This window comes from Nocardia abscessus NBRC 100374 (genome assembly GCF_000308455.1).
Taxonomy (GTDB): domain Bacteria; phylum Actinomycetota; class Actinomycetes; order Mycobacteriales; family Mycobacteriaceae; genus Nocardia; species Nocardia abscessus.
The window spans coordinates 41,728-65,107 of sequence record NZ_BAFP01000110.1 but is presented as its reverse complement, the minus strand read 5'-3'; the positions used below and the strand labels follow the sequence as shown (position 1 = coordinate 65,107).

Annotated in this window: 24 protein-coding genes; 2 read left to right on the top strand and 22 right to left on the bottom strand. The window is 68.4% G+C overall.

What is annotated here, in order from left to right:
* Positions 1 to 2: 2 nt before the first annotated feature.
* Both ON19_RS23015 and ON19_RS23010 read right to left on the bottom strand, forming a co-directional pair.
* Positions 3 to 1,706, bottom strand: a complete 1,704-nt coding sequence (locus ON19_RS23015; RefSeq protein ID WP_043696625.1) for a metallophosphoesterase — start codon at positions 1,704 to 1,706, stop codon at positions 3 to 5.
* A 205-nt stretch (positions 1,707 to 1,911) separates the two neighbouring features.
* On the bottom strand, positions 1,912 to 2,607 hold the full coding sequence (locus ON19_RS23010; RefSeq protein ID WP_043696790.1) for a TetR/AcrR family transcriptional regulator: 696 nt from the start codon (positions 2,605 to 2,607) through the stop codon (positions 1,912 to 1,914).
* Between the two features lie 164 nt (positions 2,608 to 2,771).
* On the opposite strand from ON19_RS23010, the gene ON19_RS23005 reads away from it, so the two are divergent.
* The gene (locus ON19_RS23005; RefSeq protein WP_043696622.1) at positions 2,772 to 3,218 is read left to right on the top strand and encodes a cupin domain-containing protein; all 447 of its coding nucleotides are present in this window, start codon (positions 2,772 to 2,774) and stop codon (positions 3,216 to 3,218) included.
* 82 nt (positions 3,219 to 3,300) lie between these two features.
* Here the strand turns inward: ON19_RS23005 and ON19_RS23000 are convergent, their stop codons facing one another.
* The 12 genes from ON19_RS23000 to ON19_RS22945 all read right to left on the bottom strand — a co-directional run bounded on the left by ON19_RS23000 (position 3,301) and on the right by ON19_RS22945 (position 11,477).
* Positions 3,301 to 4,581: an ATP-binding protein gene (locus ON19_RS23000; RefSeq protein WP_043696619.1), complete on the bottom strand. Its 1,281-nt coding sequence runs from the start codon at positions 4,579 to 4,581 to the stop codon at positions 3,301 to 3,303.
* A 197-nt stretch (positions 4,582 to 4,778) separates the two neighbouring features.
* A complete protein-coding gene (locus ON19_RS22995; RefSeq protein WP_051169200.1) occupies positions 4,779 to 5,513 on the bottom strand; it encodes a TVP38/TMEM64 family protein in 735 nt (244 codons plus the stop codon).
* A gap of 702 nt (positions 5,514 to 6,215) precedes the next feature.
* Positions 6,216 to 6,515 (bottom strand): gas vesicle protein K, encoded by a 300-nt coding sequence (locus ON19_RS22990; protein ID WP_043696616.1) that lies wholly within the window; start codon positions 6,513 to 6,515, stop codon positions 6,216 to 6,218.
* Positions 6,508 to 6,738 carry a gas vesicle protein gene (locus tag ON19_RS22985; RefSeq protein ID WP_043696614.1) on the bottom strand — a complete coding sequence of 77 codons (231 nt, stop codon included), beginning with the start codon at positions 6,736 to 6,738 and terminating at the stop codon, positions 6,508 to 6,510. The genes ON19_RS22990 and ON19_RS22985 overlap by 8 nt, the downstream gene beginning before the upstream one ends.
* Positions 6,735 to 7,526, bottom strand: a complete 792-nt coding sequence (locus ON19_RS22980) for a GvpL/GvpF family gas vesicle protein (RefSeq protein WP_043696611.1) — start codon at positions 7,524 to 7,526, stop codon at positions 6,735 to 6,737. Before ON19_RS22980 ends, ON19_RS22985 begins: the two co-directional genes overlap by 4 nt.
* Complete coding sequence (locus ON19_RS22975; protein WP_043696608.1) at positions 7,523 to 7,909, bottom strand: gas vesicle protein; 387 nt, start codon at positions 7,907 to 7,909, stop codon at positions 7,523 to 7,525. Before ON19_RS22975 ends, ON19_RS22980 begins: the two co-directional genes overlap by 4 nt.
* Positions 7,906 to 8,238: a gas vesicle protein GvpO gene (gene gvpO, locus ON19_RS22970; protein ID WP_043696605.1), complete on the bottom strand. Its 333-nt coding sequence runs from the start codon at positions 8,236 to 8,238 to the stop codon at positions 7,906 to 7,908. Before gvpO ends, ON19_RS22975 begins: the two co-directional genes overlap by 4 nt.
* A gap of 28 nt (positions 8,239 to 8,266) precedes the next feature.
* Positions 8,267 to 8,497 carry a gas vesicle protein GvpG gene (locus ON19_RS22965; protein WP_043696602.1) on the bottom strand — a complete coding sequence of 77 codons (231 nt, stop codon included), beginning with the start codon at positions 8,495 to 8,497 and terminating at the stop codon, positions 8,267 to 8,269.
* Positions 8,498 to 8,500: 3 nt separating this feature from the next.
* Entirely contained in the window at positions 8,501 to 9,262 is a 762-nt protein-coding gene (locus ON19_RS22960) for a GvpL/GvpF family gas vesicle protein (protein ID WP_043696599.1), read from the bottom strand.
* Positions 9,259 to 9,672 (bottom strand): gas vesicle protein GvpJ, encoded by a 414-nt coding sequence (gene gvpJ, locus ON19_RS22955; RefSeq protein WP_174377721.1) that lies wholly within the window; start codon positions 9,670 to 9,672, stop codon positions 9,259 to 9,261. Before gvpJ ends, ON19_RS22960 begins: the two co-directional genes overlap by 4 nt.
* Entirely contained in the window at positions 9,669 to 10,835 is a 1,167-nt protein-coding gene (locus ON19_RS22950; RefSeq protein ID WP_043696596.1) for an SRPBCC family protein, read from the bottom strand. The genes gvpJ and ON19_RS22950 overlap by 4 nt, the downstream gene beginning before the upstream one ends.
* A gap of 6 nt (positions 10,836 to 10,841) precedes the next feature.
* The gene (locus ON19_RS22945) at positions 10,842 to 11,477 is read right to left on the bottom strand and encodes a hypothetical protein (protein ID WP_043696593.1); all 636 of its coding nucleotides are present in this window, start codon (positions 11,475 to 11,477) and stop codon (positions 10,842 to 10,844) included.
* Between the two features lie 320 nt (positions 11,478 to 11,797).
* Here ON19_RS22945 and ON19_RS22940 point away from each other — a divergent pair, with 320 nt between their 5' ends.
* Positions 11,798 to 12,253, top strand: coding sequence for a VOC family protein (locus ON19_RS22940; protein ID WP_043696782.1), 456 nt, complete (start codon positions 11,798 to 11,800; stop codon positions 12,251 to 12,253).
* Positions 12,254 to 12,320: 67 nt separating this feature from the next.
* On the opposite strand, the gene narI is transcribed toward ON19_RS22940, so the two are convergent.
* From narI to ON19_RS22900, 8 genes are all read right to left on the bottom strand, one after another.
* Complete coding sequence (gene narI / locus ON19_RS22935) at positions 12,321 to 13,079, bottom strand: respiratory nitrate reductase subunit gamma (protein WP_043696590.1); 759 nt, start codon at positions 13,077 to 13,079, stop codon at positions 12,321 to 12,323.
* Positions 13,076 to 13,756, bottom strand: coding sequence for a nitrate reductase molybdenum cofactor assembly chaperone (gene narJ, locus ON19_RS22930; RefSeq protein WP_043696587.1), 681 nt, complete (start codon positions 13,754 to 13,756; stop codon positions 13,076 to 13,078). Before narJ ends, narI begins: the two co-directional genes overlap by 4 nt.
* On the bottom strand, positions 13,753 to 15,537 hold the full coding sequence (narH, locus tag ON19_RS22925; RefSeq protein ID WP_043696583.1) for a nitrate reductase subunit beta: 1,785 nt from the start codon (positions 15,535 to 15,537) through the stop codon (positions 13,753 to 13,755). Before narH ends, narJ begins: the two co-directional genes overlap by 4 nt.
* A 62-nt stretch (positions 15,538 to 15,599) precedes the next feature.
* Positions 15,600 to 19,310 carry a nitrate reductase subunit alpha gene (locus ON19_RS22920; protein WP_043696581.1) on the bottom strand — a complete coding sequence of 1,237 codons (3,711 nt, stop codon included), beginning with the start codon at positions 19,308 to 19,310 and terminating at the stop codon, positions 15,600 to 15,602.
* 686 nt (positions 19,311 to 19,996) lie between these two features.
* On the bottom strand, positions 19,997 to 20,686 hold the full coding sequence (gene mtnC, locus ON19_RS22915; RefSeq protein ID WP_043696578.1) for an acireductone synthase: 690 nt from the start codon (positions 20,684 to 20,686) through the stop codon (positions 19,997 to 19,999).
* On the bottom strand, positions 20,683 to 21,258 hold the full coding sequence (locus tag ON19_RS22910; protein WP_043696575.1) for a 1,2-dihydroxy-3-keto-5-methylthiopentene dioxygenase: 576 nt from the start codon (positions 21,256 to 21,258) through the stop codon (positions 20,683 to 20,685). The genes mtnC and ON19_RS22910 overlap by 4 nt, the downstream gene beginning before the upstream one ends.
* On the bottom strand, positions 21,255 to 22,901 hold the full coding sequence (locus tag ON19_RS22905) for a bifunctional S-methyl-5-thioribose-1-phosphate isomerase/methylthioribulose 1-phosphate dehydratase (RefSeq protein WP_051169198.1): 1,647 nt from the start codon (positions 22,899 to 22,901) through the stop codon (positions 21,255 to 21,257). Before ON19_RS22905 ends, ON19_RS22910 begins: the two co-directional genes overlap by 4 nt.
* A 78-nt stretch (positions 22,902 to 22,979) precedes the next feature.
* Entirely contained in the window at positions 22,980 to 23,321 is a 342-nt protein-coding gene (locus tag ON19_RS22900) for a DUF1330 domain-containing protein (protein ID WP_043696781.1), read from the bottom strand.
* Positions 23,322 to 23,380: the final 59 nt, after the last annotated feature.

Here is a 23,380-nt window from a genome sequence, read left to right as displayed (position 1 = left end):
GCTCAGGGCCGCACTTGCCGCCGGAAGAGCACGCGGTCGAATTCGCGGCCGTACTCGTCGACCGCGACCACGTCCATCTCGCTGGCGAAGACGCCCGGCCGGACGTCGACGCGCAGGAACGAGTAGTTCCGGAAGCGGACCCGTGACCACGGCGCGGCTTCGTCCTGTCGGCCTCCACCCGGCGTCCATACATAGCTGTTCGGTACCGCGGTGTCGGGTAGCTCGTTGCCGCGGAAGCTTTCCCGCGATCCAGGCTGGAACTCGTAGCGCGGGCGTCCGCCACCGCCCACGGTGTAGTAGACGGTTCCGTCGGTCTCCGGGTAGACGATCGAGTTGTCGCCCGCGACCTTGGTCGCCTGTCCGCCACGGATCGGGTCGGTGCGCTCGTAGACGTGATTGTGGCCTTGCAACACCAGATCCACCTGGTAGCGGTCGAACAGCCCCACCCATGCGTCCCGCACACCGCCGTCGCTGGCATGCGCTTCGGTGGTCGAATACGCGCAGTGGTGGAAGAAGCAGACGATGAAGTCGATGTCGGGGTCGGCGCGGTAGGCGGCCAAGGTGCGTTCCACCCAGCTCGTCTGCGCTCCACCCGAGTAGCCGGTGTTGGCGCGGATCTCGTAGGAGACGTCGTTCGCGTCCAGGGAGAGCACCGCGACGTCGCCATAGGTGAACGAGTACGCCGCCGGACAGCCGGCCGGACCGTTTCCGGGGAAGTCCAGCCGCGCCAGATGCCCGCCGTAGCCGTGGTCGCCGTAGGTCGCCTCCATATCGTGGTTGCCGGTGGCGAACATCCACGGCGTCTGCGCGGCGCTGGGCTCGATGGCGTTGAAGTAGACGTCCCAGACGTACGGGTTGTACTTGTCGAACCCGCCCGTAGGCCGTGCTCCGTGCGCGACGAACTGTCCCGGCTTGCCCGCGCCGGACGGGTCGGCGTAGGCGATGTCGCCTGCCAGGATGTGGAAATCGGGCCGGGAGGCGGCGATCTGGCGCAGCACGTTGCTCGCGTGCGGCGCGGCCGGATCATTGTCGGCCTTGTAGTACTTGTCGTCGTAGTCGCCGGGAGCGACGCCTTCCGGCAGCGCCGGGGTCGCGTCGGTGCCCTGGTCGCCCATCATGGTGAAGCGGAACGGAAGGACCGCGGGCCGGCCGGTGGGCATCGCGGGTGCGGCGGCACGGATGTCGCCGACGAATCCGTCGGAGGTCCGCCAGCGATAGAAGTGCGGCACCCGGCCGGGCAGGCCGTCCACCGGGGCGTGGACGTAGAACTGTTCGGCCGCGAGCACGCCGCCGTCGGCCGTGGGCAATTGGGTGAGCAGGTTGCGCACTTCGGCTTCGACCGTCGCACCCAACGCCGGCGTCGGCCCGTGGTCGAGGTACACCGTGGCGCCCGCCGGACGCCGCGACAGCTGCGCCGCGAAACGCAATTGACTGGCCGCGTCCGGACCGAAGGCGACGCGCCGTCCACCCACCGCGAGCTGAGCCTCTTCGGCATAGGCGCGCCTGCCGAACGGCGACGTGCCGATCGCGGCCACGGCGGCGGCCGCCGCGGCTCCGCGCAGGATGTTGCGTCGCGAGACCGGATGGCGGCGCAGGTGGGCACGATGCCACTCGTGCTGCTCGGTGATGGTCATGTCGGCAGCGAGATGGCTGGGGATTCCGGTGTCGGGAACGTCGCCTGCTGGATTCAGCGGTGTGGACGGCATACCGCCGATGCTGTACCGGGCGGGTGCGCCGGAGCAACTCGACACCGCACCGCAGGCGGGAATACACCGGACTCACCGCCGCGAATGGGGTATTTGCCCGGAATGCGCGTCGTCCGAACGCGTCTCGCCTGCGACCAGAGTTTGTCCGGCGTTCATCGAGGCGGCGGGTCGGATGACCACCGGGCGGTTCCGTGGCCGGGCTGATCTACTGCGGTGGGTGATCCGTTGTGGTCGATGGTGTGGGGTCTGTGACGGAACGGGGGGAGAACGGGGAGACGAGGGCAGCGCTCCATGGAAAGCTCGTGCCACCCGGCCGCGCTTGCCCGGCGGGGGCTGCCAGCGGTTCGTTGTTCCCGGTCAGCCTGTGGACGGTTCGCTCGAGAGCGGGCAGGATTTCGGCGATGTCGAGATCGGCGGTCGCGAAGCGGCCGATCAGCGCGTAGATCATGTTGGTCAGCACGAGCGCGATGTCCGCAATGTAGTCGGGATCGACGTCGGTGAACAAGGCCCCCGCGGCGGGCAGCACGGCGTCGAAGCCTTGGGCGTCGAGTCGTCGGCCGCCAGGGCCGGATCGCGCGCGATAGTAGGCCTCGAGCATCCGAGGATTGCGTTCCCACGGTTCGAACACGTACCGCAGCAACCGCATCAGGCCGTTGCCCAGGGTCTCGCCTTCGATCGGCGGGGCGGGGGTGGCATAGGTATTGGTCGCCATCCAGCGCTCGACCGCCGCGACCATCAAGTCGTCGCGGGTGGGATACCGCTTGTAGACCGTGGCGAGGGACACGTGCGCCTTCCGGGCCACCGCCCGCAGTTGGACCGCGTCGTAGCCGTCCGACTCGAGCATCGACACCACGGCGTCGATGATCTTCGCCGCCGCATCCTCTTCGTCTGTCCGGGCCACGTACGTACGGTAATCCAGTGCTCTGTTCACGGAAACTCACCACGACTGCGGCGTCGGACAGGACGCGATCCGCGACAGCGCGACGAGAGGGCAGCGCAACGCGGTGAGCGCCCGAGCCGGCGAACCCGGTTCCGGTGCCACACTCCCGTGGCTAAGCTGCGAGGATGACGCTCTTTCTCCGCGTCGCCGTAGTGCCGGTCGTCGTCGCCGGCGCGCTGGTGAGTGCGGCGCACGCCGACGCGACGCCCGGTAGCGACATCACCGCCGTCACCCTCGGCCAGGCCCAGATTCCCGCCGGACTCCTTCCGTTCGTCGCGGGCACCGATCTGGTCGTACGCGAGATCACGATCGGCCCCGGCGGGTCCACCGGCTGGCATTACCATGTCGGCCCCGTCTTCGGCTTCGTCCGATCGGGCACGCTCACCCACCCCGGCCCCGACTGTGACGCTCCGGTCTACCGCACCGGCGAGTTCATCTACGAGCCGGCAGGCGAATGGAACGTCCACGTGGGCCTGAACCTCGGCACCGAACCGCTCGTCCTCGACGTGGTCTACGCCCCACCCACCGGCCAGCCGCTGTTCGTCGACGCGCCCGCCCCACCCTGCGCGTAGGATCTCCGACCCTCGTGTCCCGTGGTAATGCGCCGCTCCTGTCCACCGGCTCAGGCGCTGTCCACTTGGGGTGCAGGCTTTCTCACAGCCGGGTGTAGTCCTGCTGGTCCCGCTCGAACGCGGTCAGGATTTCGGGTGTCAGGGTCGGGCGGGTGTTGGCGACCGCGGTCAGGTAGTCCTCGGTGGTCGCGGGTTCGCTCGAGTCGTCGCGCATTGCGCGTTCGAACGCGGACTGCGCGCCCGCGCGGGCCGCGTATTCGATGTCGGCGGGGGTGAATTGCGCTGTGGCGCGGGTCAAACGGTCGAGATCGACGGTTTCGGTGGCGGGGCCGAGATAACGTTGCCAGATCGCGTTGCGTGCGGGTTCGTCCGGCGGGCCGACCGGGATCACGTAGTCGAATCGACCGGGTCGCAGGAATGCCGGGTCCAACGAGCGGACCGAGTTCGTCGCGCAGATCAGCAGGCGAGTGTAGTTTTCCCGGAACGTCGGTATCAGCTTGAGCAGCTCGTTGGTGACTCCGTGCGCCGGGCTGGTCGCCGTACCCGAACGCGTGCCCGCGATCTCCTCCACCTCATCGATGAACAGCAGCAGCTCGTCGAGTTCGGCCAGGTCGGCGAATACCTCGCGCAGCGAGGCCGCGAGCCCTCCGCTCGTCGCCGCGGCCAACCGGGAGGGGAACAATTCGACGAACGGCCAGCAGAGCCGGGAAGCGACCGCTTTCGCGAAGCTGGTCTTGCCGGTCCCCGGTGGCCCGAACAGGATGACGCTCTTGGGTGGAAGAACCCGATAACGCTCGGCCACATCGGGATTCGACAGCGGTAACACGACCCGGCGTTCGATGATCTGCTTCTCTCGGTCCATCCCGGCCATCGACTGCCACAGTCCCCGTGGTAGCAGTCGCCCGCCCAATTCGCTCAGCAGAGTGGACTGCGCGGGAGCCAGCGGTTCCAGCAGCTCGTAGTAGACGAGACCCGCCCGGCGCGAGTACCCGGAATTCTCGAACGCCACGGACCCGGTGGCCCCCTCGGGGACCAGCGTGCAGATCCGCCGCACGCCGTTCGAGCGCAGCCGCCGCTCCAGTTCGGCGAGCAGTGCGCTGCCGATCCCGCGCCCCCGCCACCGCGACGCCAGCGCCACCAGCAGGACCCAGGCGCGCTCGCCCTGGATCTGGGCAACCGCCATCCCGACCATCTCGTCACCGACCTCGGCCACCACCGCCGACTGCCCCGCTCGCGCGGCCGCCGTCACCTCCGCCAGCGCGAAGACCGGCTCGTCCGCGGTAGGCACACGGCTCTGCTCCCAGATCTGGATCGCCTGATCCAGATCATCGTCACGGAACTCGCGTAGTCGCCATACCGGCATACACACCTCGGAGGCCGTCGGCCGGCCGCTGGGAAGTCGGCCGTTCCTCTCAGTAAATACCTCTCGGAAAGCCCACGCCAGGCCGGTGCCGACGAGCGTCCTCACGGCGGGGTTGCGGCACTCGAGGCGTTCCCGAGGCTCCTCGACGGGGCCGCCTACCGCCGAGGGGACGGTCACGGCCGACCTGACGATCGGTTTCAGCTGCCCGGCTCCGCGGCGCGATCCGGCACCGCTTCCCGCTCGAGACGTGCGCCGCGGCCGCGCCAGCTCCGATATCCGCGATGCGCGGCGAAGGCTCCGATGACGGCGGTGGCGCACCACACCGCGATCGCGGTGTAGGCCAAGGGGCCGGACAGATCGCCGATGGAGGCGCCGAGCGCGGTGTAGACGAACGCGCGCGGCGCCGAGCCGATGAACGCGCCGACGGCCATCTGCCACAAAGGAACACCGAATGCTCCGAACACATACGACGCGAGCGCATCCGAGACGCCGGGCAGGAAGCGCTGCCCGACGACGGCCCACAAGCCGCGCCGCTCGATCTGTGCGTCGATACGCTCGGCGCGCTGCGCGCCGAGCAACCCGCGTGCGCTCTCGCGGCCCGCCCGGCGCCCGAGAAAACTGCTGATCATCGCCGTACCCACGGCGGAGCCCAGCGTCACGAACGTCCCGACCAGCGGCCCGAACAGCAGACCGCTCCCGGCGGCCAGCAGGGGACCGGGAACGAAAACGGCTCCGAGGCCCGCCGACACCACCACATAGACCAAAGGCGCAGCCGGCCCCGTAGCCGCGACCATGCCGCGCACAGCCTCGACATCGATCACCCGGGTGACGGCGACGAGATAGAACATCCCGAACAGGAACGCGGCGAACAGCGCGAGCCGCGCGATGTGCCACCGCCGGCCGGCCGGGAAGGAATCATCGTTGTCCGTCATGATGAGCGCAATCCTGCCGCACTCTGACGACCCCCTCGACCCGAGGCATACGCCAGGCTGCCGCCGGGCCGGATGCCGTGGATGCCCGGGCCGTCTCCCACACCGAGCGCCCACCGCCTCGGCACGCAGGTACAAGATCAACGGCACATGGCTGCGGTATTCGCCGAGAACAGCTCTCCACCATGTGCCGTTGATCTTGAAGTTCGGCCCGAGGGCTGTCGAGATTCGCGATCAGACGGCTACTACGCAGCCGAATACAGCAGGTGGGAAGATGGCGAACGCGCAGAACGGCAATGCGAGCAGGCTGAGTCCCAATGTGAACGGCGCCGCTAGTGCGACAGGTTCGACCTGCACGGGGGCTGGCTGGGAGGTGTCCGCCACCTGGGCGGGCACAGGAGATTCGGCCGGAGCCGCGGTAGCTATGCCTGAGCCGAGGGCGATGACCGGTGCGAGCGCTGCCGTTGCTATGGCTGCGCGAATTTTGTTGCTAGTCATATTGCTTCCCCAATCAGAGTGTGCGGGGGACACCCTTACTTCTGAAGGCTTTCCCCATCTGCACACCACCAACTCTGCTCGCCGCCGCACGGGAAGATCATCGTCCGCCGGGTTGAAAGCACTGATACCCGAGGTGGAACCTGGTACTGGTGTGGTGGAGAGCTTGCTCGGCGAATTTCGCGGCCCCGTGCCGTTGATCTCGAAACGTCAAGACGGGTCGCGGGGGAGGAGGGTGCCCAGGGGGCCGAGGTCGATGTTGAGGTCTTCGGGGGTCAGGCCGAAGTGGTCGCGTAGTTCTTCCATGCGTTGTTCGAGGAGCATCAGGGTGGTGCCGATGCGTTCGATCTGGGTGTCGGTGAGGTCGCCCGCGTCGACGCGGCGGAGTGCTTGGCGCTCCATCAGTTGCCGGAGGAGTTCGACCAGGGTGAGGACGAGGGAGACCAACCCGCGCTCGACGGATTCGGGGTCGGTGTCGATGCGGGGTGGTATGCCGCCGAATTCAGTCATCGCCGGGCGTCTCCAGTGCGCGGTTCGCCGCGGGCCCGAGTGGCGCGGAAAGGGTGCTGATGGAGGAGATGAGCGCTCGCAACGAGATCTGCACCAGGTCGACGTCCGCGATGGCGAGTTTGATGTCGCCGGTGATCACCACGCCTCCGGCCAGCACCCGGTCCAGCAGGTCGACCAGCGCGACGCGGCGCTCGTCGTCGACGTGCTGGGCGACCCGGCTCATGCCGGCTCTCGTTCCACGCCCGCGAACGAATACGGCGGCCACGGGCCGGTGAGTTCGAGCCGGATACCGGGGAATTCGGCGCCGAGCGCGGTGACCGTCGCGGTGAAGTCGTCGGTGCGGTCGTCGTCCACGAGGTAGGTGCCGTTGAGCACCATCCAGTCCCGGCGCCCACTCAGAGCCGGGTCGGTAAGCGTCTGACGCCGTCCAGCCGCGGCGTGGTGCACCAGGCGGGTGTGGATCTCCTCGGCGCGCTCGGCCGCGTCGCGTTCCACGGTTTCCTGTGCGGACAGTTGCGCGCGCCGCCGGGCGAGGTAGGCCGCGCCCGCGCCTGTCGCGTTGTCGCTCGCGGCGCGAGCCTCGGCCACGGCGGCGGTGAGTGCGGCGCGGTCGCCGTAGGCTTTCACGCCCCACTCGGTACGGCCGCTCACCAGCGCCAGGGCCGCGGCGAAGTCCGTCCGCCGCTCATCGAGCAGGTCGCGCACCCGGTCGTCGTCGCGGAAGACGGTGGCGAGCCGGAGCGGGACGGTCGGACCGCGGCGCACCAAGGCCGCCACGACGGCGTCGTGCGCCCTGGCCGTCCCCTCCAGCCAGTCGAGATCCTCCAGATTCCGCCGTAACGGCTGCTCGCCGAACACCTCCAGCGGCACCGAGCCGACGACCGCGGACAGATCGTCCGAGACCACCGAGCGCACCGGCTCTCCCGCGACCCCGGTCAGTTCGCCCACGTCCTCCGCGTTGCCTCGGCTGGACGTGACCGCATACAGCCAAACCCCGAGACCCTCGGTCACGATTGCTCTTCCCTCGGCTCGCGGCGGCTTTCGATGGGTTGACGGCGTTCGCTCGCCGCTTCCAGTCGAGCGATCCGGTCGCGCAGTTCCCGATTCTCGAGCTCGAGATCGCGATCCTGCCGTTCCAGCGTGCGGGCCTTGCTGTTGAGCCAGGGGTCGGTCTCCCACCAGTCGATGCCCACCGCTTTGGCCGTCTCCAAGGACGCGATCACCAACCGCAGCTTGATCGTGAGCAGTTCGATGTCGAGTAGGTTCACCTGGATGTCGCCCGCGATCACCAGGCCCTTGTCGAGCACCCGCTCGAGGATGTCGGCGAGGTTCGTCGAATGATGCTCGCCGCCGAAGGGCTGCGGTGCGGACGATCCGCCGCCGACCACCGTCATTGCCGAGCCCTTCCGATGTCGGTGCTGCCGCGGGCATAGCGTCTGGTTCGGCGGTAGGCCAGCAGCTCACCATCCATATCGATCTCGACCTCGAAGAGCGCGAGGATATCCGCGGACGACGGAATCCGGCGGTCCTCGAGTACCTCGATCTCCACCGTCCAGCCGTCCTCGGTCGGTTCCATCGACGTCACGCCCTCCACCTGCTTGGAAGTCAGCTCCACGAGGTGTTCGACCGCCGTCGCGGCGGCTCTGACCGGTGAAAGGGACGACGATTCGCCCGATGCCGAGTGCACATCCTCCGAGTCGTCGGAAGTGGTCTTGCGTGCCACGCGAGTCACTCCTTCCGATCGATCGCGATCACGCCTGCCGACCGGTCATGCGATCCAGGACCGCCTGCTGCGCTTGTTTGCGCTCCTCTTCGGACAGCTGACCGGCTGCCGCGGCCGCATCGATCTCCTCGAGTTCCCGCCGCATGGTGGCGGGATCGTGCAGCTGCTGCTCCACTTGGTCCTGGATCAGTTCGCCCAGCCAGATGACGCCGCGGACCGGGGCGACCGGCAATGTCAAGATCGTCGAGAGAAGACCCATATCTCACCCCTCGGGTGTGCGCTTCGTCACGAAGTCGTAGGCCGCCATGGGGCCGAGCAAGTTCAGCTCCACGCGACCGTCCCACTCCTCGCCCAGCCGGCGCAGCGTTTCCTCCAGCTGTTCCTGCCGTTCCAGCTCGACCAGCACCGCGACGTGGACGGCCTCCTCCTCATGGGAGGGGTCGCGCTGGTTGACGAGTGCCTCGAACTGCTCGAGTTCGGCGACCACCCTGTGCGTGTCCTCGGCTCGCTTGGCCTCGATGGCCTGATTGATCAGCTCGCCCAGCGCGATCCTGGCATTGCGGGTGGCGTCCTCGGGTTTGTCGCGGATCTCGTCGCGCAGCTGGGCGGCCTGGGCGTTCTCGTCGAGCAGTTCCCGCAGGATGGTGTCCTCGACGTAGCGCCCTCTGATCACGAACTGCGCGCGGCCCTCGAGCTGCTCCAGCGCGGAGCGGAACTCGTCTTCGTTCGCCCCGAGCAGTTCGTTCTCCACCGCCTCCGCGTCGGTCATGACCGCACCGAACCGCAGCGGCAGCACCGGAGCGACGGCGGCCGAGCCGTCCAGCAGCTCGGCGTGCGCGGTGAGGTCATCGGGTGTGCCCAGTGGCCGGTCCGATTCGAGCGTGCTGATCAGCGCGGCGATCTCGCCGTGCCGCACCACCGCGACCTCGCCGGGAGGGTCGCCGACACCGGTGGCGTGCGGCTCGGGCTCCACGTCGGCGGGCACGATGCCGTAGACGTACACGGAGGCTTGACCGGTAGTCATCGATCCTCCTTGCGCCTGGGCCTGCTCGCGGTCTGGCGCTTGTCCTCCACATCGCCGAGAAAGTTCATCACCTTCTCGCCCGCCGCCTCGAGCGCGCCGCTCGTCTTGTGCTTCGCCGCGCCCTGGGTGACATCGCCGACGATGTCGGTGATTCCCTTCGGTTCGCTGGTGGAGATCTCCAGCCGGTTGACGGCTTCGGCGAATCGTAGATACGTATCGACACTGGCCACCACGACGCGTGCGTCGATGGTCACCAGTTCGATGCCGACCAGCGACACACGCGCGAACGCGTCGATGACCAGGCCTTTGTCGAGAATCGTGTCGATCACGTCGGCCAGGCTGGAGGAGTTCGGGCGCGCCATCGTGCCCGCTCCGCCACCGCCTGCGCCTCCTGCGGGTTCGATGGTCATGCGTTTGCTCCTCGCCTCTCGCGCGACCGGCGGGTCACCGTGGTGCGGCGGCGGGCGGCCGGGCGGCGGCGGGAAGGCTCGGATTCGTCCTCCTCGTCCTCGTCTCGCTCGTCCGCGTCCAGCTCGTCGGTCTCGTCTTCGTCTTCCTCGTCCGGCTCCTCGTCCTCCGGCTCCTCCGCCGCGGATCCCTCGTCGTCCGCGTGGTCTTCTTCGGCGTTCTCCTCTTCCTCGCGTCGTGCGGTCTCGTCGTCCTTGACGACCTGGCTGTCGCGGATCTCGCCGTGCCAGCCCACGACGTCGTCGGGGTGCAGCACGGTCTCGGTCATGACGTGCCGCTGGAAGTGCTTGAGTTCCAGGCGGCACCGGCGACCGGCCGCGCGCCACATGTTGGCGGTCTTCTCGAAGAACCCCTTGGGGTGGTACTCCAGCACGACGAGGATGCGGGTGAGCCCCGGCGCGATCTCGTGGAAGGTGACCGCGCCGTCGATGTAGCCCTTGTGGCCCTTGGAACGCCAGACGATCCGCTCGAACGGCACCTGCTCGAGAATCGTGGATTCCCAGGTGCGCCGGGACCAGAACACTTTGCCGGTCCAGCTGAGTTTCTCGTCGGCCGTCTGCTCGACCTGCTCGAGCTTCTTGGTGAACTTCGGGAAGTCCGCGAACTGGGTCCACTGGTCGTAGGCCAGGTCGACCGGAACGCCGACGTCGATGTGCTCGACGATATTGGTCAGCTTGATCTTCTTGCCACCACCCTTGCCCTTGCCGCCGGTCAGGGACTCCTTCGCCGTTTGGAACCCTTCGCGCAGCGTGTGGCCGATCTTGCTCTTGCCCATGCTCATGGCCGCCTGGAACGGTGAGGCGCCGCCGGCGAGCTTTTCCACGCCGGTCAGCGCCGACAGCAGATTCCCTCCGCCCCCTTCGGCGTAGTCGGTCAACCGGCCCGCGGTCTTCGACACCTGGTTCGTGAGCCCGGACACGGCGCGTTCGGCCAGGGTCCCGGCGAGGTTCTGCATCGATTCCTGCAGAAGGCCGGTCGGCGTGGGCGGTGGGGCTGTCTTCTTGGCGGTCGATCCCGCCCGGCCCGCGGCTTTGGTGGCCCGGCCCGCCGTGTCGGTGGCCAGCTTGCCGACTCCGGCTGTCGCGTCACGCAACGTCTTGGCCATCTCCGGTCACCTCCTCGTGCGACGCACGGGGGCGTCGTCGGTATCGGTGCGACTACGGCGTCCACGACTCCCGGACGGCTTGCGATCCGCCGAACCGGCCGAACGGTCCGCGCTGCGGGAACTCGCCGCACGCCTGCCCGCGGTGCTCGGTCGGCGAGCGCGCCGCGCGGCGGGCCGCTCGGCGTCGTCCTCGTCCGCACCCTGTTCGGACTGGTCCTCGTCTTCCTCGTACTCGTCTTCGAGATCGCCGTCGGCCGACGCGCGCGCGTCTTCGGACGATTCGTCCTCGTACTCGTCCTCGTCGGAATCGGTCGCTCGCGAGCCACGTCGATCCTCGTCCGCCAGCAGCGTCGAACCCTGCTGCAACCTGGTGTTCAGCGCGTCGAGGCGGTTGCTCGCCGCGGTGACCGCGGCGGACCGCGCGGCGCCGAGCAACTCGCCGCGCACGGTGTCGGTGATCCGGGTCAACTCCGGCGACGACTTGAGCAGCGAGGTCCCGCGCTCGAGCAGATCACCGGGGGTTCCCGTCGACCGTTTGGCCATCGCGGCACCCGCCAGCGACAACGCGAAGCGCATTTTGCGGGTGCGGCCGAGCAGATACCCGATGCCCACCCCTAGCGCGATTTTTCCTCCACCTTTCATTGCTCACTCCTTGCTCGCCTCGACCGCTGCACCGGCGGAGCCGGGGGGGTCGAGACATCATGTCCCCAAGAGTGGGATAGACCACATCACGTAGGCCAAACATCAGCGTATGCCTGGTTACCGAATGGGTCGATGGGTTCTGCCAGCGAAAAGCCGCGAACTCCCGGTACGTCGAAGCGCTTTCAGCGATCACCTGGCCAAGAGCGGTCGACGCTGCCGGAGAAAAATTCGGGGAAATTTCCCGAAGTATGTCGAAGCCGAACCGGCAGCTCCGACCGGTAGGTGACAGCAGGACACACCACACCACACAGGAGCACCACATGTCCGTCAACACGTTCTTCTGGTTCGACAACGCCGCCGAGGAAGCCGCCACCTTCTACGCCTCGGCGATTCCGAACTCGCGGGTGGTAGACATCTCCCGCAACTCCGATGGTTCGGCGTTCATCGTCTCGCTCGAGCTGGACGGCCACGCGGTCACGCTGATGAACGGCGGGCCGGACCACCCGCTCACCGACGCCGCGTCACTGCAGGTGATCGTGGGCACCCAGGACGAGGTCGACCGGCTGTGGGACGCGCTCACCGCGGACGGCGGGGAGCCCGGGCCGTGCGGCTGGCTGACCGACCGCTACGGCCTGTCCTGGCAGGTCGTGCCTTCCGCGCTGCCGAAGCTGATGGGCGGTGACGATCCGGCCAAGACCATCGCCGTCGGCACCGCCCTGCGGTCGATGTCCAAACTCGACGTCCGGGTTCTGCAGGACGCCTACGACAACGCCTGATCCGCACGCGTCGAAGACCCCGCTCGGACGCCGTTGTCCGGGCGGGGTCCCGCGCTCGACGGCGCCGTCAGCGCCAGCGTTCGGGGGTCACGGGAGCGTCCCACGCACGGGCGTAACGGCGCTTGTCGGGAGCGTCGTATTCCTTGCTGCGGTAGACCACGTAGGGCCGCACCAAGTAGCCGATCGGCGCACTGAACATGTGCACCAACCGGGTGTAAGGCCACAGCCCGATCAGCGCGAGCACGACCAATCCGTGCAGCTGGAAGGTCCACGGGGTGTCCACCATGAGCTCGGGCTGCGGGGCCAGGGTGAACAGGCTGCGGAACCAGGGCGAGACCGTCTCGCGATAGTTGTAGGTGCCCCACAGCAGATTGCTGCCCCAGGTGTTGAGCAGGCCGGTGATCAGCGCGGCGGCCAGCAGCGCGTACATCAGCTTGTCGTTGCCGGTCGTCGCCTTGCGGACGGCCGCAACGGTGAACCGGCGGTAGAGCAGGATGCCCACCCCGGCCAGCACGGCGAGACCGGCCACCGACCCCGCGCCGACCGCGATCACGTGGTAGAGGTGCTCGGAGATCCCGATCGCCGCCGTCCACGATTCCGGGATCAGCACGCCGAGCACGTGACCGCCGAACACCCCGAGCATGCCGAAGTGGAACAGCGGGCTGCCCAGGCGCAGCAGGCGGCTCTCGTACATCTGCGAGGAACGGGTGGTCCAGCCGAACTGGTCGTTGCGGTAGCGCCACAGGTGCCCGAGCACGAACGAGGTGAACGCGACGTAGGGCAGGATCAGCCACAGCGCGGTCGGTAGGTTCGGCGTTGCGTTCATCGTCGGCCTTCCGATCCGTCGAACAGCGAGGGGTCCATCGCGAAGGGCTCCAACCCGACTTCCTCCTCGGGCGGGCCCTGGGCGGCGAGTTCGGCGATGCGCCTGCGGTCGGCGGTGGTCGGCGGGGGCAGCGTCGCACCGACCGCCGCGAGCACGCCCGCATAAGGAGAGCCGTTGTCGGCCAGCGAGAGTCGCAGCAGCTCCAGTACCGGAACGTGCTCGCCGAGCAGCCGCTCGCCGCCGATCGGATCGACGGTGGCGGCGAACTCCAGCAGCACCGGCAGGTGATCGGGCAGCTCCTCGTCGCCGAGTTCGACGCCCGCGTGCCGGTAGGCGTGCTTGAACCGCAGCAGCGCCATCCCGCGCTTGCGGGTGTCGCCGTAGGCGTAGAAGGTCAGGTGCAGGCTGGCGCGGCGGCGCATGTCGAAGGTCGCGACATAGTCGGCGGCGAGTTCCAGGGGCGGGGTCGTCCGCAGGTAGTCGAGGCAGTCGTTCAGGTGTGCGCGTACCTCGTCCGGCAATATGGCCGCGGCGGTATCCAATTGGTCGACCATGGCCAGCGTCTGCTCGCTCGGGTAGTCCAGCAGCAGCGCGGCGATCCGCCACACCAATTGCCGGTCGCGCTGGGCGAGTTCGACCGCCGGTTCCGGGCGGCGGCGCAGTTTGAGCAGACTCATCGGCCTGCTCCGGTCGAGGCCGGGTCGCCCGCGACGGTCGCGTCACCCGTACCGTCGGCGTGCCCGTTGCCGGCGTCGTTCGGCTGCCCGCCGTTGGACGCGCCGTTCGTGTGCCCGTTGACGGTGCCGTTCGCCTGCCCGTTGGACGCGCCGTTCGGGTGCCCGTCGGAGGTGTCGTCCGCCTGCCCGTTCGTCGGCAGCAAGCCCTCGGTGCTCTTGCCGTCCCAGTTCAGCAAGTTGATCCGGGACGACTTCTCTTGCGGCGCGGCTTCGTTGCTGTCGGTGAGGTGGAATTTCTCCACCATCTGGTCGAACGCCGTCATACCCGGCCCGCCGTCGGTGTCCAGGCTGCATCCGGTGGCGAGCGAATCCAGTTCGTGCGCACGGGCTCCCGCGCCGGTCGGGATCACGTAGCGGTGCTCGTACTTGGCGATGGCCAGCAGCCGGTACATCGCCTCGATCTCTTCCGGCTCCAGCCGCACCGACGGCGCGATCGAGGGATCGGGCTCCTCCCCGAGGTTCACCGACCGCATGAACGAGCGCATCGCCGCGAGGCGCTGCAACGACGCGCGCACCGGCCCCACGTCGCCCGCGGTGAACAACTCGGCCAGGTACTCCACCGGAATGCGCAACGCGTCGATGGCGCCGAACAGGTTCGACGCGTTCTCGCCGTCGTGGCCCGTCTCGGTGAGCACGTCCACCACCGGCGACAGCGGCGGCACGTACCAGACCATCGGCATGGTGCGGTACTCCGGATGCAGCGGCAGCGCGATCTGGTAGTCGACGATCAGCTTGTAGACCGGCGAATCCTGGGCCGCCTGAATCCATTCCGGCGAGATCCCGGCCCGTTCCGCCTCGGCGATCACCCGCGGATCATGGGGGTTGAGGAACACACCGAGCTGGGACGGGTAGAGATCCTTGTCCTCGGTGACCGACGCGGCCTCCAGTACGGCGTCGGCGTCGTAGAGCATGACGCCGATGTAGCGCAGCCGCCCCACGCAGGTCTCCGAGCACACCGTGGGTATGCCGACCTCCACGCGCGGGTAGCAGAAGGTGCACTTCTCCGCCTTGCCCGTCTTGTGGTTGAAGTAGATCTTCTTGTACGGGCAGCCCGACACGCACTGCCGCCAGCCGCGGCACTTGTCCTGGTCCACCAGCACGATGCCGTCTTCCGCGCGCTTGTAGATCGCGCCGGAAGGACACGACGCCGCGCACGACGGATTCAGGCAGTGCTCGCAGATCCGCGGCAGGTAGAACATGAAGGTCTCTTCGAACTCCAGCTTCACCTGGTCGGACAGCTTCGCCAGCAGCGGGTCCCGGCCGACCTGCTCGGGGCCGGAGCCGAGGTCGTCGTCCCAGTTGGCGCCCCACGTGACGTTCGTGTCCTCGCCGGTGATCAGCGATTTGGGCCGCGCCACCGGTGTCGTGTCCATCGGCGGCGAGGACAGCAGGTTGTCGTAGTCGTAGCTCCACGGCTCGTAGTAGTCCTCGACCGTGGGCAGATCGGGGTTGGCGAAGATGTTCAGCAGCCGCTTCAGCCGGGACCCGGACTTCAGGGTGAGCTTGCCGCGCTTGTTCAGCGTCCAGCCGCCCTTCCACTTCTCCTGGTCCTGGTATTGCCGCGGGTAGCCCTGCCCGGGGCGGGTCTCCACGTTGTTGAACCAGACGTACTCGGTGCCGCCGCGGTTGGTCCAGGCCTGCTTGCAGGTGACCGAGCAGGTATGGCAGCCGATGCACTTGTCCAGGTTCATCACCATGGCCAGCTGTGCCATGACGCGCATGTCAGTACCGCTTTCTCGCGTCGGTGGGTGCGTGGGGTGTCCTCGTGCCTGGCTCGCTCATGTCAGTACTCCACTTTCTGCGAGCGCTTGCGGATCGTGGTGACCTCGTCGCGCTGATTTCCGGTGGGACCGTGGTAGTTCAGCGCGAAGGACTGCTGCGCGTAGCCGCCGATGAGATGCGATGGCTTGATCATGATGCGGGTGAGCGCGTTGTGGATGCCGCCGCGCTTGCCCCGTCCCTTGGTGTCCTCGCCGAGGCCTTCGATGCGCGGCACGTCCACCGCCCGGTCCTGGGCGTGGTACATGAACACGGTGCCTTCCGGCATCCGGTGACTGACGATGGCGCGTGCGACCACGATGCCGTTGCGGTTGATCGCCTCGATCCAGTCGTTGTCGGCCACACCGATCTTCGCCGCGTCGCGATCGGACATCCAGATCGTCTGCCCGCCGCGCGAGAGCGTCAGCATGTGCAGGTTGTCCTGGTAGGCGGAGTGGATCGACCACTTCGAGTGCGGTGTCAGGTAGCGCACGGTGACGCCCTTGTCGCCGACGTCGCCGATCGAGGGCTCGTGGAACAGCGCGGTCATGTCCAGCGGCGGACGGAAGATCGGCAGCTGTTCGCCGAGTTCGATCATCCAGTCGTGGTCCAGGTAGAAGTGCTGCCGCCCGGTCAGCGTGTGCCAGGGCTTGAGCCGCTCGGTGTTGATGGTGAACGGCGAGTACCGGCGTCCGCCGGTCTCGCTGCCCGACCACTCCGGCGAGGTGATCACCGGCACCGGACGAGCTTGGGTGTCGGCGAAGGTGATCCGCTTGCCCTCGTGCTCGGCGGCCAGGTCGGCCAGCTGGGTTCCGGTGCGGCGCTCCAGCGCGTGGAAGCCCTCCACTGCCAGTCGGCCGTTGGTGGTGCCCGACAGCGCGAGGATCGCCTCGGCCGCGTGCGTGTCCTTGGCCAGCGACGGGCGGCCCTGCGCGATGCCGGACACGACCGTGCCGTTCACGCCCGCCAGGTACTCGACCTCCTGGTCGGGGTAGGTGGTGACGCCCTTGGTGGTGACGCCGAGTGTGTCGATCAGCGGCCCGAGCGCGGCCATCTTCTCCGCGAGCTTCGGGTAGTCGCGTTCGACCACGACCAGTTTCGGCATGGTCTTGCCTGGAATCGGTTCGCACTCACCGGCTTTCCAGTCCAGCACGCGCCCGCCCGCCTGGGCCGTCGCGTCCGGCGAGTCGTGCTGCAACGGCACGGCGACGATGTCCTTGCGCTTGCCCAGGTGCTTCTCGGCCATCCAGGAGAAGCCGCGCGCGATCCGGTGGAAGGCGTCGAAATCGGTCTTGGCCTCCCAAGGCGGTGAGATGGCCGGGGAGAAGGCGTGCACGAACGGGTGCATGTCGGTGGAGGACAGGTCGTGCTTCTCGTACCAGGTGGCGGCGGGCAGCACGATGTCGGAGAACAGCGTGGTGCTGGTCATCCGGAAGTCCAGCGACAGCAGCAGATCCAGCTTGCCGGTGGCGGCGGTCTCGCGCCAGGTCAGCTCCTGCGGCCGCACGCCGGTGGCGTCGGTGGTCTGCAGGTTGGAGTCGGCGCCGAGCAGGTGGCGATGGAAGTATTCGTTGCCCTTGCCCGAGGATCCGAGCAGGTTGGCCCGCCACACGGTCAGGCAGCGCGGGAAGTTCTCCGGCGCGTCCGGGTCCTCGCAGGCGAACCGCAGGTCGCCGGACTTCAGCCCGTCCACCACGTGCTCGGGCGCGGTCTTGCCCGCGGCCTCGGCCTCGTCCGCCAGGTCCAGCGGGTTGCGGTCGAAGGTCGGGTAACTCGGCATCCAGCCCAGCCGGGTGGCCAGCGCGATGTTGTCGGCGGCCGTGCGGCCGGCGAACTTCCCCGTGCCCAGCGGCGAGGCGAACGACTCCGCGGTGAACGGGTCGTAGCGCCACTGATTGTTGGTGAGGTACCAGAACACCGTGCCCTGCATCTGCCGCGGCGGGCGCTGCCAGTCCAGGCCGAAGGCCAGGGTGGACCATCCGGTGACGGGACGGCACTTCTCCTGCCCGACGTAATGCGCCCAGCCGCCGCCGTTCACGCCCTGGCAGCCGGTCAGCAGCGTCAAGGTGAAGAACGCGCGGTAGATCTGGTCGGAATGGAACCAGTGGTTGGTGCCCGCGCCCATGAGGATCATCGAGCGGCCGCCGGAACGGTCGGCGTTGTCGGCGAACTCCCGCGCGATGCGCTGCGCCTGGATGGCGGGCACGCCGGTGATGGCCTCTTGCCAGGCCGGGGTGTAGGGCTCGGCCGCGTCGTCGTAGCCGCTCGGCCACGTGCCGGGCAGTCCGTCGCGGCCGACGCCGTACTGCGCGAGCAGCAGATCGAAGACCGTGGTGACCCGCTTGCCCGCGACGGTCCTGGTGGGCACACCGCGGGTGAGCACACCGGGGACGTCACTGTCGAAGCGGGGAATCTGTACGGCCGCAGCATCGTCGGTGCGGCCATACAGACTCAGGAGGGGATCGACGTCCCCGAGATCGAGGTTCCAGCGCCCGGCGCCTTCTTCGCCGAAGCGATGGCCGAGTGACCCGTTCGGCACCACCGGCTCGGCCTGCGCGTCCAGCAGCACCGTCTGGAACTGCACGCCTTCGCCGGTGTGCCCGAGGTCGGCGGCGGTGAGGAACTTGCCGGGCACATACGCGCCGTCGTGCTCGTCCAGTGTGATCAGGTACGGCAGATCGGTGAAGCGCTTGATGTAGTCGAGGAAGCGCGGCGTCGACTTCTCGACGAAGAACTCCTTCAGCACCACGTGGCCCATCGCCATGGCCAGCGCCGCGTCGGTGCCGGGACGCGCGGGGACCCACTCGTCGGCGAACTTGGTGTTGTCGGCGTAGTCGGGGGAGACCACCACGACCTTCTGGCCGCGGTAGCGCGCCTCGGTCATGTAGTGCGCGTCCGGCGTCCGGGTGACCGGCACGTTCGAGCCCCACATGATGAGGTACCCGGCGTCGAACCAGTCCGCGGACTCCGGCACGTCGGTCTGGTCGCCGAACACCTGCGGCGAGGCCACCGGCAGGTCGGCGTACCAGTCGTAGAACGACAGCATGGAGCCGCCGAGCAGCGAGATGAACCGGGCGCCGACGGCGTGGCTGACCATGGACATCGCCGGAATCGGCGAGAACCCGGCCACCCGGTCGGGGCCGTACTGCTTGATCGTGTAGACGTGTGCGGCAGCGGCGATTTCGGCCGCCTCCCACCACTCGGCGCGCACGAATCCGCCCTTGCCGCGGGCGGCCTTGTAGCTGCGCGCCTTCTCGGGGTCCTCGACGATCTCGCCCCAGGCCAGCACCGGGTCCTTGAGCCGGGACTTGGCTTCCCGGTACAGCTCCAGCAGGGTGCCGCGCACGTAGGGGTAGCGCACGCGGGCGGGCGAGTAGGTGTACCAGGAGAACGACGCGCCGCGCGGGCAGCCGCGCGGCTCGTACTCCGGCTTGTCGGCGCCCACCGAGGGGTAGTCGGTCTGCTGCGACTCCCAGGTGATCACGCCGTCTTTCACGTAGATCTTCCACGAGCACGATCCCGTGCAGTTCACGCCGTGCGTGGAGCGCACCACCTTGTCGTGGGACCAGCGATCGCGGTAGAACTCGTCGGCGCTGCGCCCGCCGACCTTGTGCAGCGTGCGCTGATCGGACGACACCTCGCCCCGGTGGAAATATTTCCCCAGCCGCAGGAGCGCGTCCCCGGCGTCGGTGGCCGGGCCGGAGGGTGCGTGACCCTGGGTACGGGAATTAACCACGACGTCCCCTTCGAGCTGTGCGATCGGGTGGATGTTCCGACTGTAAAGAGGCGTGCACGACTGGCCAAACGTCTCTCTCACAGCCCATTTGCGAGCATGGTGAGTTGTGAGATCGGCGCAACGTCACGGTCACGGTAGCCCGTCGCATCCGGGCGCCGTCCTGCGGGCCGACCAGGGGAAATATGCTCTGAACTGTACGGAATCGGATCCGGATAGCCCGCCCGCGGCGCGGTCGGTGATGCTTTGGAAACGATGGGTTCTCCAGTGCTTTACATTTGTTAACACATCCGATCGCTCGTCGTAGGCGTTGGGTTTACCACCTCCGCGGCGTTTCGGCTCGGACTTCCGCGCCACGTATTGTAAGCACAATCACAATTCGCTGAAAATTATCTGTTGCTGATGAATTCAGTGCCCGGCGGGCTCGAGTTCCAGCGTCGACGAATTCACCCGGAGTGTCGTCGCGGTCCACCCCGGTCACGGTGGCGGGTCTGTCTGCAATGGGCCAGGTGGCACTGTCTCGGGTCGTGACCGGTGGTGGACGCGGTCTCGGCCGCGCGGGTTGCGGGCCCCACCCGTCGACCAGCTGTGCTGCGCCCGGTGTGTAGTCGTCGCCTCGATGCCCGATGAGACCGGATTTCCAGTGCGAAACTGATTGCGGCACAGCGGGTGAAGGCTTGTGCTGCGGGTCAGGCGATCCGGGCGGGAACGATGTCGGCGAACGTGTCGACCCAGCGGTGCGGCGGCCGTGGGGGATTGGGCTCCCCGGGGCGGGCCAGGCCGACGACCCGCCACCCCGCGGCGACGGCGGCATCGAGTTCGTCCGGGTGGTCGGACAGGAACAGGATGTGTTCGGCGGGCGCGCCGATGGCGCCTGCGATCTTGTCGTAGGAGGCGGATTCGCGTTTGCCGCCCGCCGTAGACAGATCGAAGTATCCGCTGATCAGTTCGGATAGGCTGCCGCCGCGGGCGAAGGCGAACCAATCCTGTTGATTGTGCACCGATCCCGAGGAGTAGACGTACAGCGCGAGCCCGGCGGCGTGCCAGGCGGCGAGAGCCGGTGGCACGTCCGGGAAGAACTCGCCGTGCAGTGCGCCGCTGCGGAAGCCTTCCGCGCAGATCAAGCCCTGGGCGGTCTTGAGCGGCTCGGCCTTCACATCGGAGTCGAGCCACCCGCGCAGGATCGCGGCGGCCTCGGCCGGGCCCGCGTCCGGTTGCCCGGCCAGCTCCCTGGTCGCGGCGAGGACGGTGGACGCCGCCGGGCTTTCCTCGGCCAGCCAGCCCGGAAGCCGCTGCCGGGTATAGCCGTACAGGTCTTCGCGGACCGACGCGGTAGGGCTGGTGGTGCCCTCGATGTCGACGACGACGGCGCCGATCACGGCGCGGTCAGCAGCTCGTCGAGGGTGGGGAAGCCCGCGCTGATCTTGTCGCCGGTGAAGTCGCCGACCCAGCCGTCCTCTTCCTCGAAGAAGCGGATGGCGATGAAATCCGGGCGCTCGCCCATGTCGAACCAGTGCAGCGTGCCCGCGGGCACCGAGAGCAGGTCGCCGCCTTCGCACACCACCGCGAGGACCTCTTCGCCCAGGTGCAGATAGAAGCAGCCGCGTCCGGCGGCGAAGAAGCGCACCTCGTCCTCGGCGTGCCGGTGCTCATCGAGGAACTTCCCGCGCGCGCCCTTGGCGATCTCGGGCCACTGCGGGTCGGCGTCGTCCGGGTGGATGCGGGCGATATCGATGTGCCGGTAGCGTCCGGACTCGTTCAGCTCGGCGACGTGCTTCTCGTAGTGCGCCAGCAGCTCGTCGGAGGACACCGACGCGGCGTTCTCGACCACCGGCCAGCGGCCGAAGGTGATGCCGTGCCCGGCCAGTTCGGTGCCGATCCGTTCGTCGTCGGTGGTACGCACGCGCACGTCGGCCGCGTCGGCGGCGGCCATCACCTGCAGCAGGGTCATGTCAGTCCAATCTCGAGTACATCGTCGCGCGGGCCGAACGCCGCCGGACTGCCGGTGCGGGACACCAGCTCACACAATGCTTCCAGGCATTCGGCGCGATCGCGCGCCTGAGCGAGATTCTCGCCCCATGCGGTGATGCCGTGCCCGGCGATGACCAGCACCGGCAGAGCGTCCGGATGGTCGAGGAGGTAGCGCTCGATGTCCGCACCGATGCGCGGCACCTCTGGCCAGTTCGGTAAGACCGGGATCTCCGCGACGGCCGGATCGCCGCCGCCGAGCCCCTTGATCAGCTCGTAGTCGGTGATCCGCAGCGTGCCGAGCGCGCCGGGAACCGCCGAGCGGGTGGCGAGTGCCGTGGCGAACGGCGGATGGATATGCACGACCGCCTGGGCCGGGCGGCTCCGGTAGACGGCGGTGTGGATCGTGGTCTCGGCGGACGGTTTGCGTCCGTGGTCGGCCACGGGCGCGGAGTCCGCCACGCGCACGGTGACCATGTCGCCCTCGGTGAGTTCGCCTTTGGACAACCCGCTTCCGGTGACGACGGCGGTCGCGCCGGTGCGCACCGAGATGTTGCCCGCCGTGCCCGGCATCCAGCCGCGCCGGTACAGCTCGCGTGCGACCTCCGCGATCGCCGCCCCGTGCGACCGATCGGATCGGTGCACCACACCGTGCTCGGTGACCACCGCCGTCACGAGTTCGGCGGGCGTCACGTCGAAGGCCGGGTTGAAGACCTCGGTGTGCTCGGGAGCCGTTGCCACACCACCGAATCCGGTCACTTCGGGCGCAGCCCGTTCCTCCACCACGATCTCCCGGCCGGTGGCCATCGCGAGATCGCGGGTCGACTCCGGGGCGACCACGACGAACGGGATGTCGTGGTGGCGGGCGGCCAGCGCGAGACCGTAGGTGCCGATCTTGTTGGCGACGTCGCCGTTGGCGGTGACCCGGTCGGCGCCGACCAGCACGCAGTCGACCTGCCCGGTCGCCATCGCCCAGGCGGCGGCGGAATCGATGGTCAGCCGGTGCGGGATACCCGCTTCGGCGAGTTCCCACGTGGTCAACCGCGCGCCCTGCAGCAGCGGGCGGGTCTCGTCGACCAGGACCTGCTCGATCGCACCGCGCTCGGACAGCACCCGCAACGTGCCGATGGCCGTGCCGAACGCGCTGGTCGCGAGCCGGCCGGTATTGCAGTGGGTGAGCACTCGCAGCGGCCGGTCCGGACACAGGCGCTGCACCAGGTCGGCGGCGTTCGTGGCGGCGGCCCGGTTGACCCGGCCGTCCTCGGCCAGCATGTCGAGTGTCTCGGCCAGCACCGCGTCGGCCCCCCGGCCCACCTGGGCCCGGACCCGCCGCACCGCCCAGGCCAGATTGACCGCCGTCGGCCGCGCCGCGGCGATCCGGTCCGCCTCGGCCTGCACCGCCGCCTCGTCGACCACGCCGTCCACGGTGTGCGCGGCGGTGGCGATGACGACGCCGAACGCGCCCGCGATGCCGATGGCGGGCGCGCCGCGGATGGCCAGCGCCTTGATCGCGTCGATGACCTGATCGACCGTGCTCAGTCGCAGCTCACGGACCTCATGCGGCAGTCCGCGCTGGTCGATGGTGACGAGCGTGCCGTCGTCCCAGACCAGAGAACTGTCGTCCATCGGGCCCATCCTTATCGCGTCGAGCTGTGTCGTGCCTGGTCAACGGTATCGGACGGCGGATGGCGGGCGGAAATCGCGTCAGGTCGCCTCGGCGCGCAGCTCGGCGGCGCGTTTGCGCGGATCGTAGTCCGGGCCGACGCCTTCGATCAGCAGCAGGTCGCCGTCGATGTGATCGGCGCGCAGCGGCAGGATCTCCTGGTAGGCGGGCGAGTGGTACCACTCCCGCGCTTCGGTCATGCCGGGGAACTCGATCAGCACCATGCTCCCGGGCCAGCTGCCTTCCACGATCTCGGCCGGGGGCCCGTGGATGACGAAGCGGCCACCGAACGGGTCCAAGGTGGCTTGGATGCGCTCCAGGTATTCCAGGATATCGGGATGGGGCCTGCGACCGCGGAGGTGGGCGAAGCCATAGGCGGACATGATGGTCGGCGTTCCTTCGTTCGTCGACACCGGGAGTGGCGTCGAACCGACGGTAGGTC

What these genes read in the sequence shown, in the direction of transcription:
- ON19_RS22910 (WP_043696575.1), bottom strand. Translation starts at nt 21,258, where the DNA reads ATGACCCTGCTGCAGGTGATGGCCGCCGCCGACGCGGCCGACGTGCGC.
- narI (WP_043696590.1), bottom strand. Translation starts at nt 13,079, where the DNA reads ATGAACGCAACGCCGAACCTACCGACCGCGCTGTGGCTGATCCTGCCC.
- ON19_RS23005 (WP_043696622.1), top strand. Translation starts at nt 2,772, where the DNA reads ATGACGCTCTTTCTCCGCGTCGCCGTAGTGCCGGTCGTCGTCGCCGGC.
- ON19_RS22975 (WP_043696608.1), bottom strand. Translation starts at nt 7,909, where the DNA reads ATGACGGTGGTCGGCGGCGGATCGTCCGCACCGCAGCCCTTCGGCGGC.
- gvpJ (WP_174377721.1), bottom strand. Translation starts at nt 9,672, where the DNA reads ATGACCATCGAACCCGCAGGAGGCGCAGGCGGTGGCGGAGCGGGCACG.
- ON19_RS22990 (WP_043696616.1), bottom strand. Translation starts at nt 6,515, where the DNA reads ATGACTGAATTCGGCGGCATACCACCCCGCATCGACACCGACCCCGAA.
- ON19_RS22940 (WP_043696782.1), top strand. Translation starts at nt 11,798, where the DNA reads ATGTCCGTCAACACGTTCTTCTGGTTCGACAACGCCGCCGAGGAAGCC.
- narH (WP_043696583.1), bottom strand. Translation starts at nt 15,537, where the DNA reads ATGCGCGTCATGGCACAGCTGGCCATGGTGATGAACCTGGACAAGTGC.
- ON19_RS23015 (WP_043696625.1), bottom strand. Translation starts at nt 1,706, where the DNA reads ATGCCGTCCACACCGCTGAATCCAGCAGGCGACGTTCCCGACACCGGA.
- narJ (WP_043696587.1), bottom strand. Translation starts at nt 13,756, where the DNA reads ATGAGTCTGCTCAAACTGCGCCGCCGCCCGGAACCGGCGGTCGAACTC.
- ON19_RS23000 (WP_043696619.1), bottom strand. Translation starts at nt 4,581, where the DNA reads ATGCCGGTATGGCGACTACGCGAGTTCCGTGACGATGATCTGGATCAG.
- ON19_RS22900 (WP_043696781.1), bottom strand. Translation starts at nt 23,321, where the DNA reads ATGTCCGCCTATGGCTTCGCCCACCTCCGCGGTCGCAGGCCCCATCCC.
- ON19_RS22995 (WP_051169200.1), bottom strand. Translation starts at nt 5,513, where the DNA reads ATGACGGACAACGATGATTCCTTCCCGGCCGGCCGGCGGTGGCACATC.
- ON19_RS22905 (WP_051169198.1), bottom strand. Translation starts at nt 22,901, where the DNA reads ATGGACGACAGTTCTCTGGTCTGGGACGACGGCACGCTCGTCACCATC.
- ON19_RS22945 (WP_043696593.1), bottom strand. Translation starts at nt 11,477, where the DNA reads ATGAAAGGTGGAGGAAAAATCGCGCTAGGGGTGGGCATCGGGTATCTG.
- ON19_RS22960 (WP_043696599.1), bottom strand. Translation starts at nt 9,262, where the DNA reads ATGACTACCGGTCAAGCCTCCGTGTACGTCTACGGCATCGTGCCCGCC.
- ON19_RS22965 (WP_043696602.1), bottom strand. Translation starts at nt 8,497, where the DNA reads ATGGGTCTTCTCTCGACGATCTTGACATTGCCGGTCGCCCCGGTCCGC.
- ON19_RS22985 (WP_043696614.1), bottom strand. Translation starts at nt 6,738, where the DNA reads ATGAGCCGGGTCGCCCAGCACGTCGACGACGAGCGCCGCGTCGCGCTG.
- ON19_RS22950 (WP_043696596.1), bottom strand. Translation starts at nt 10,835, where the DNA reads ATGGCCAAGACGTTGCGTGACGCGACAGCCGGAGTCGGCAAGCTGGCC.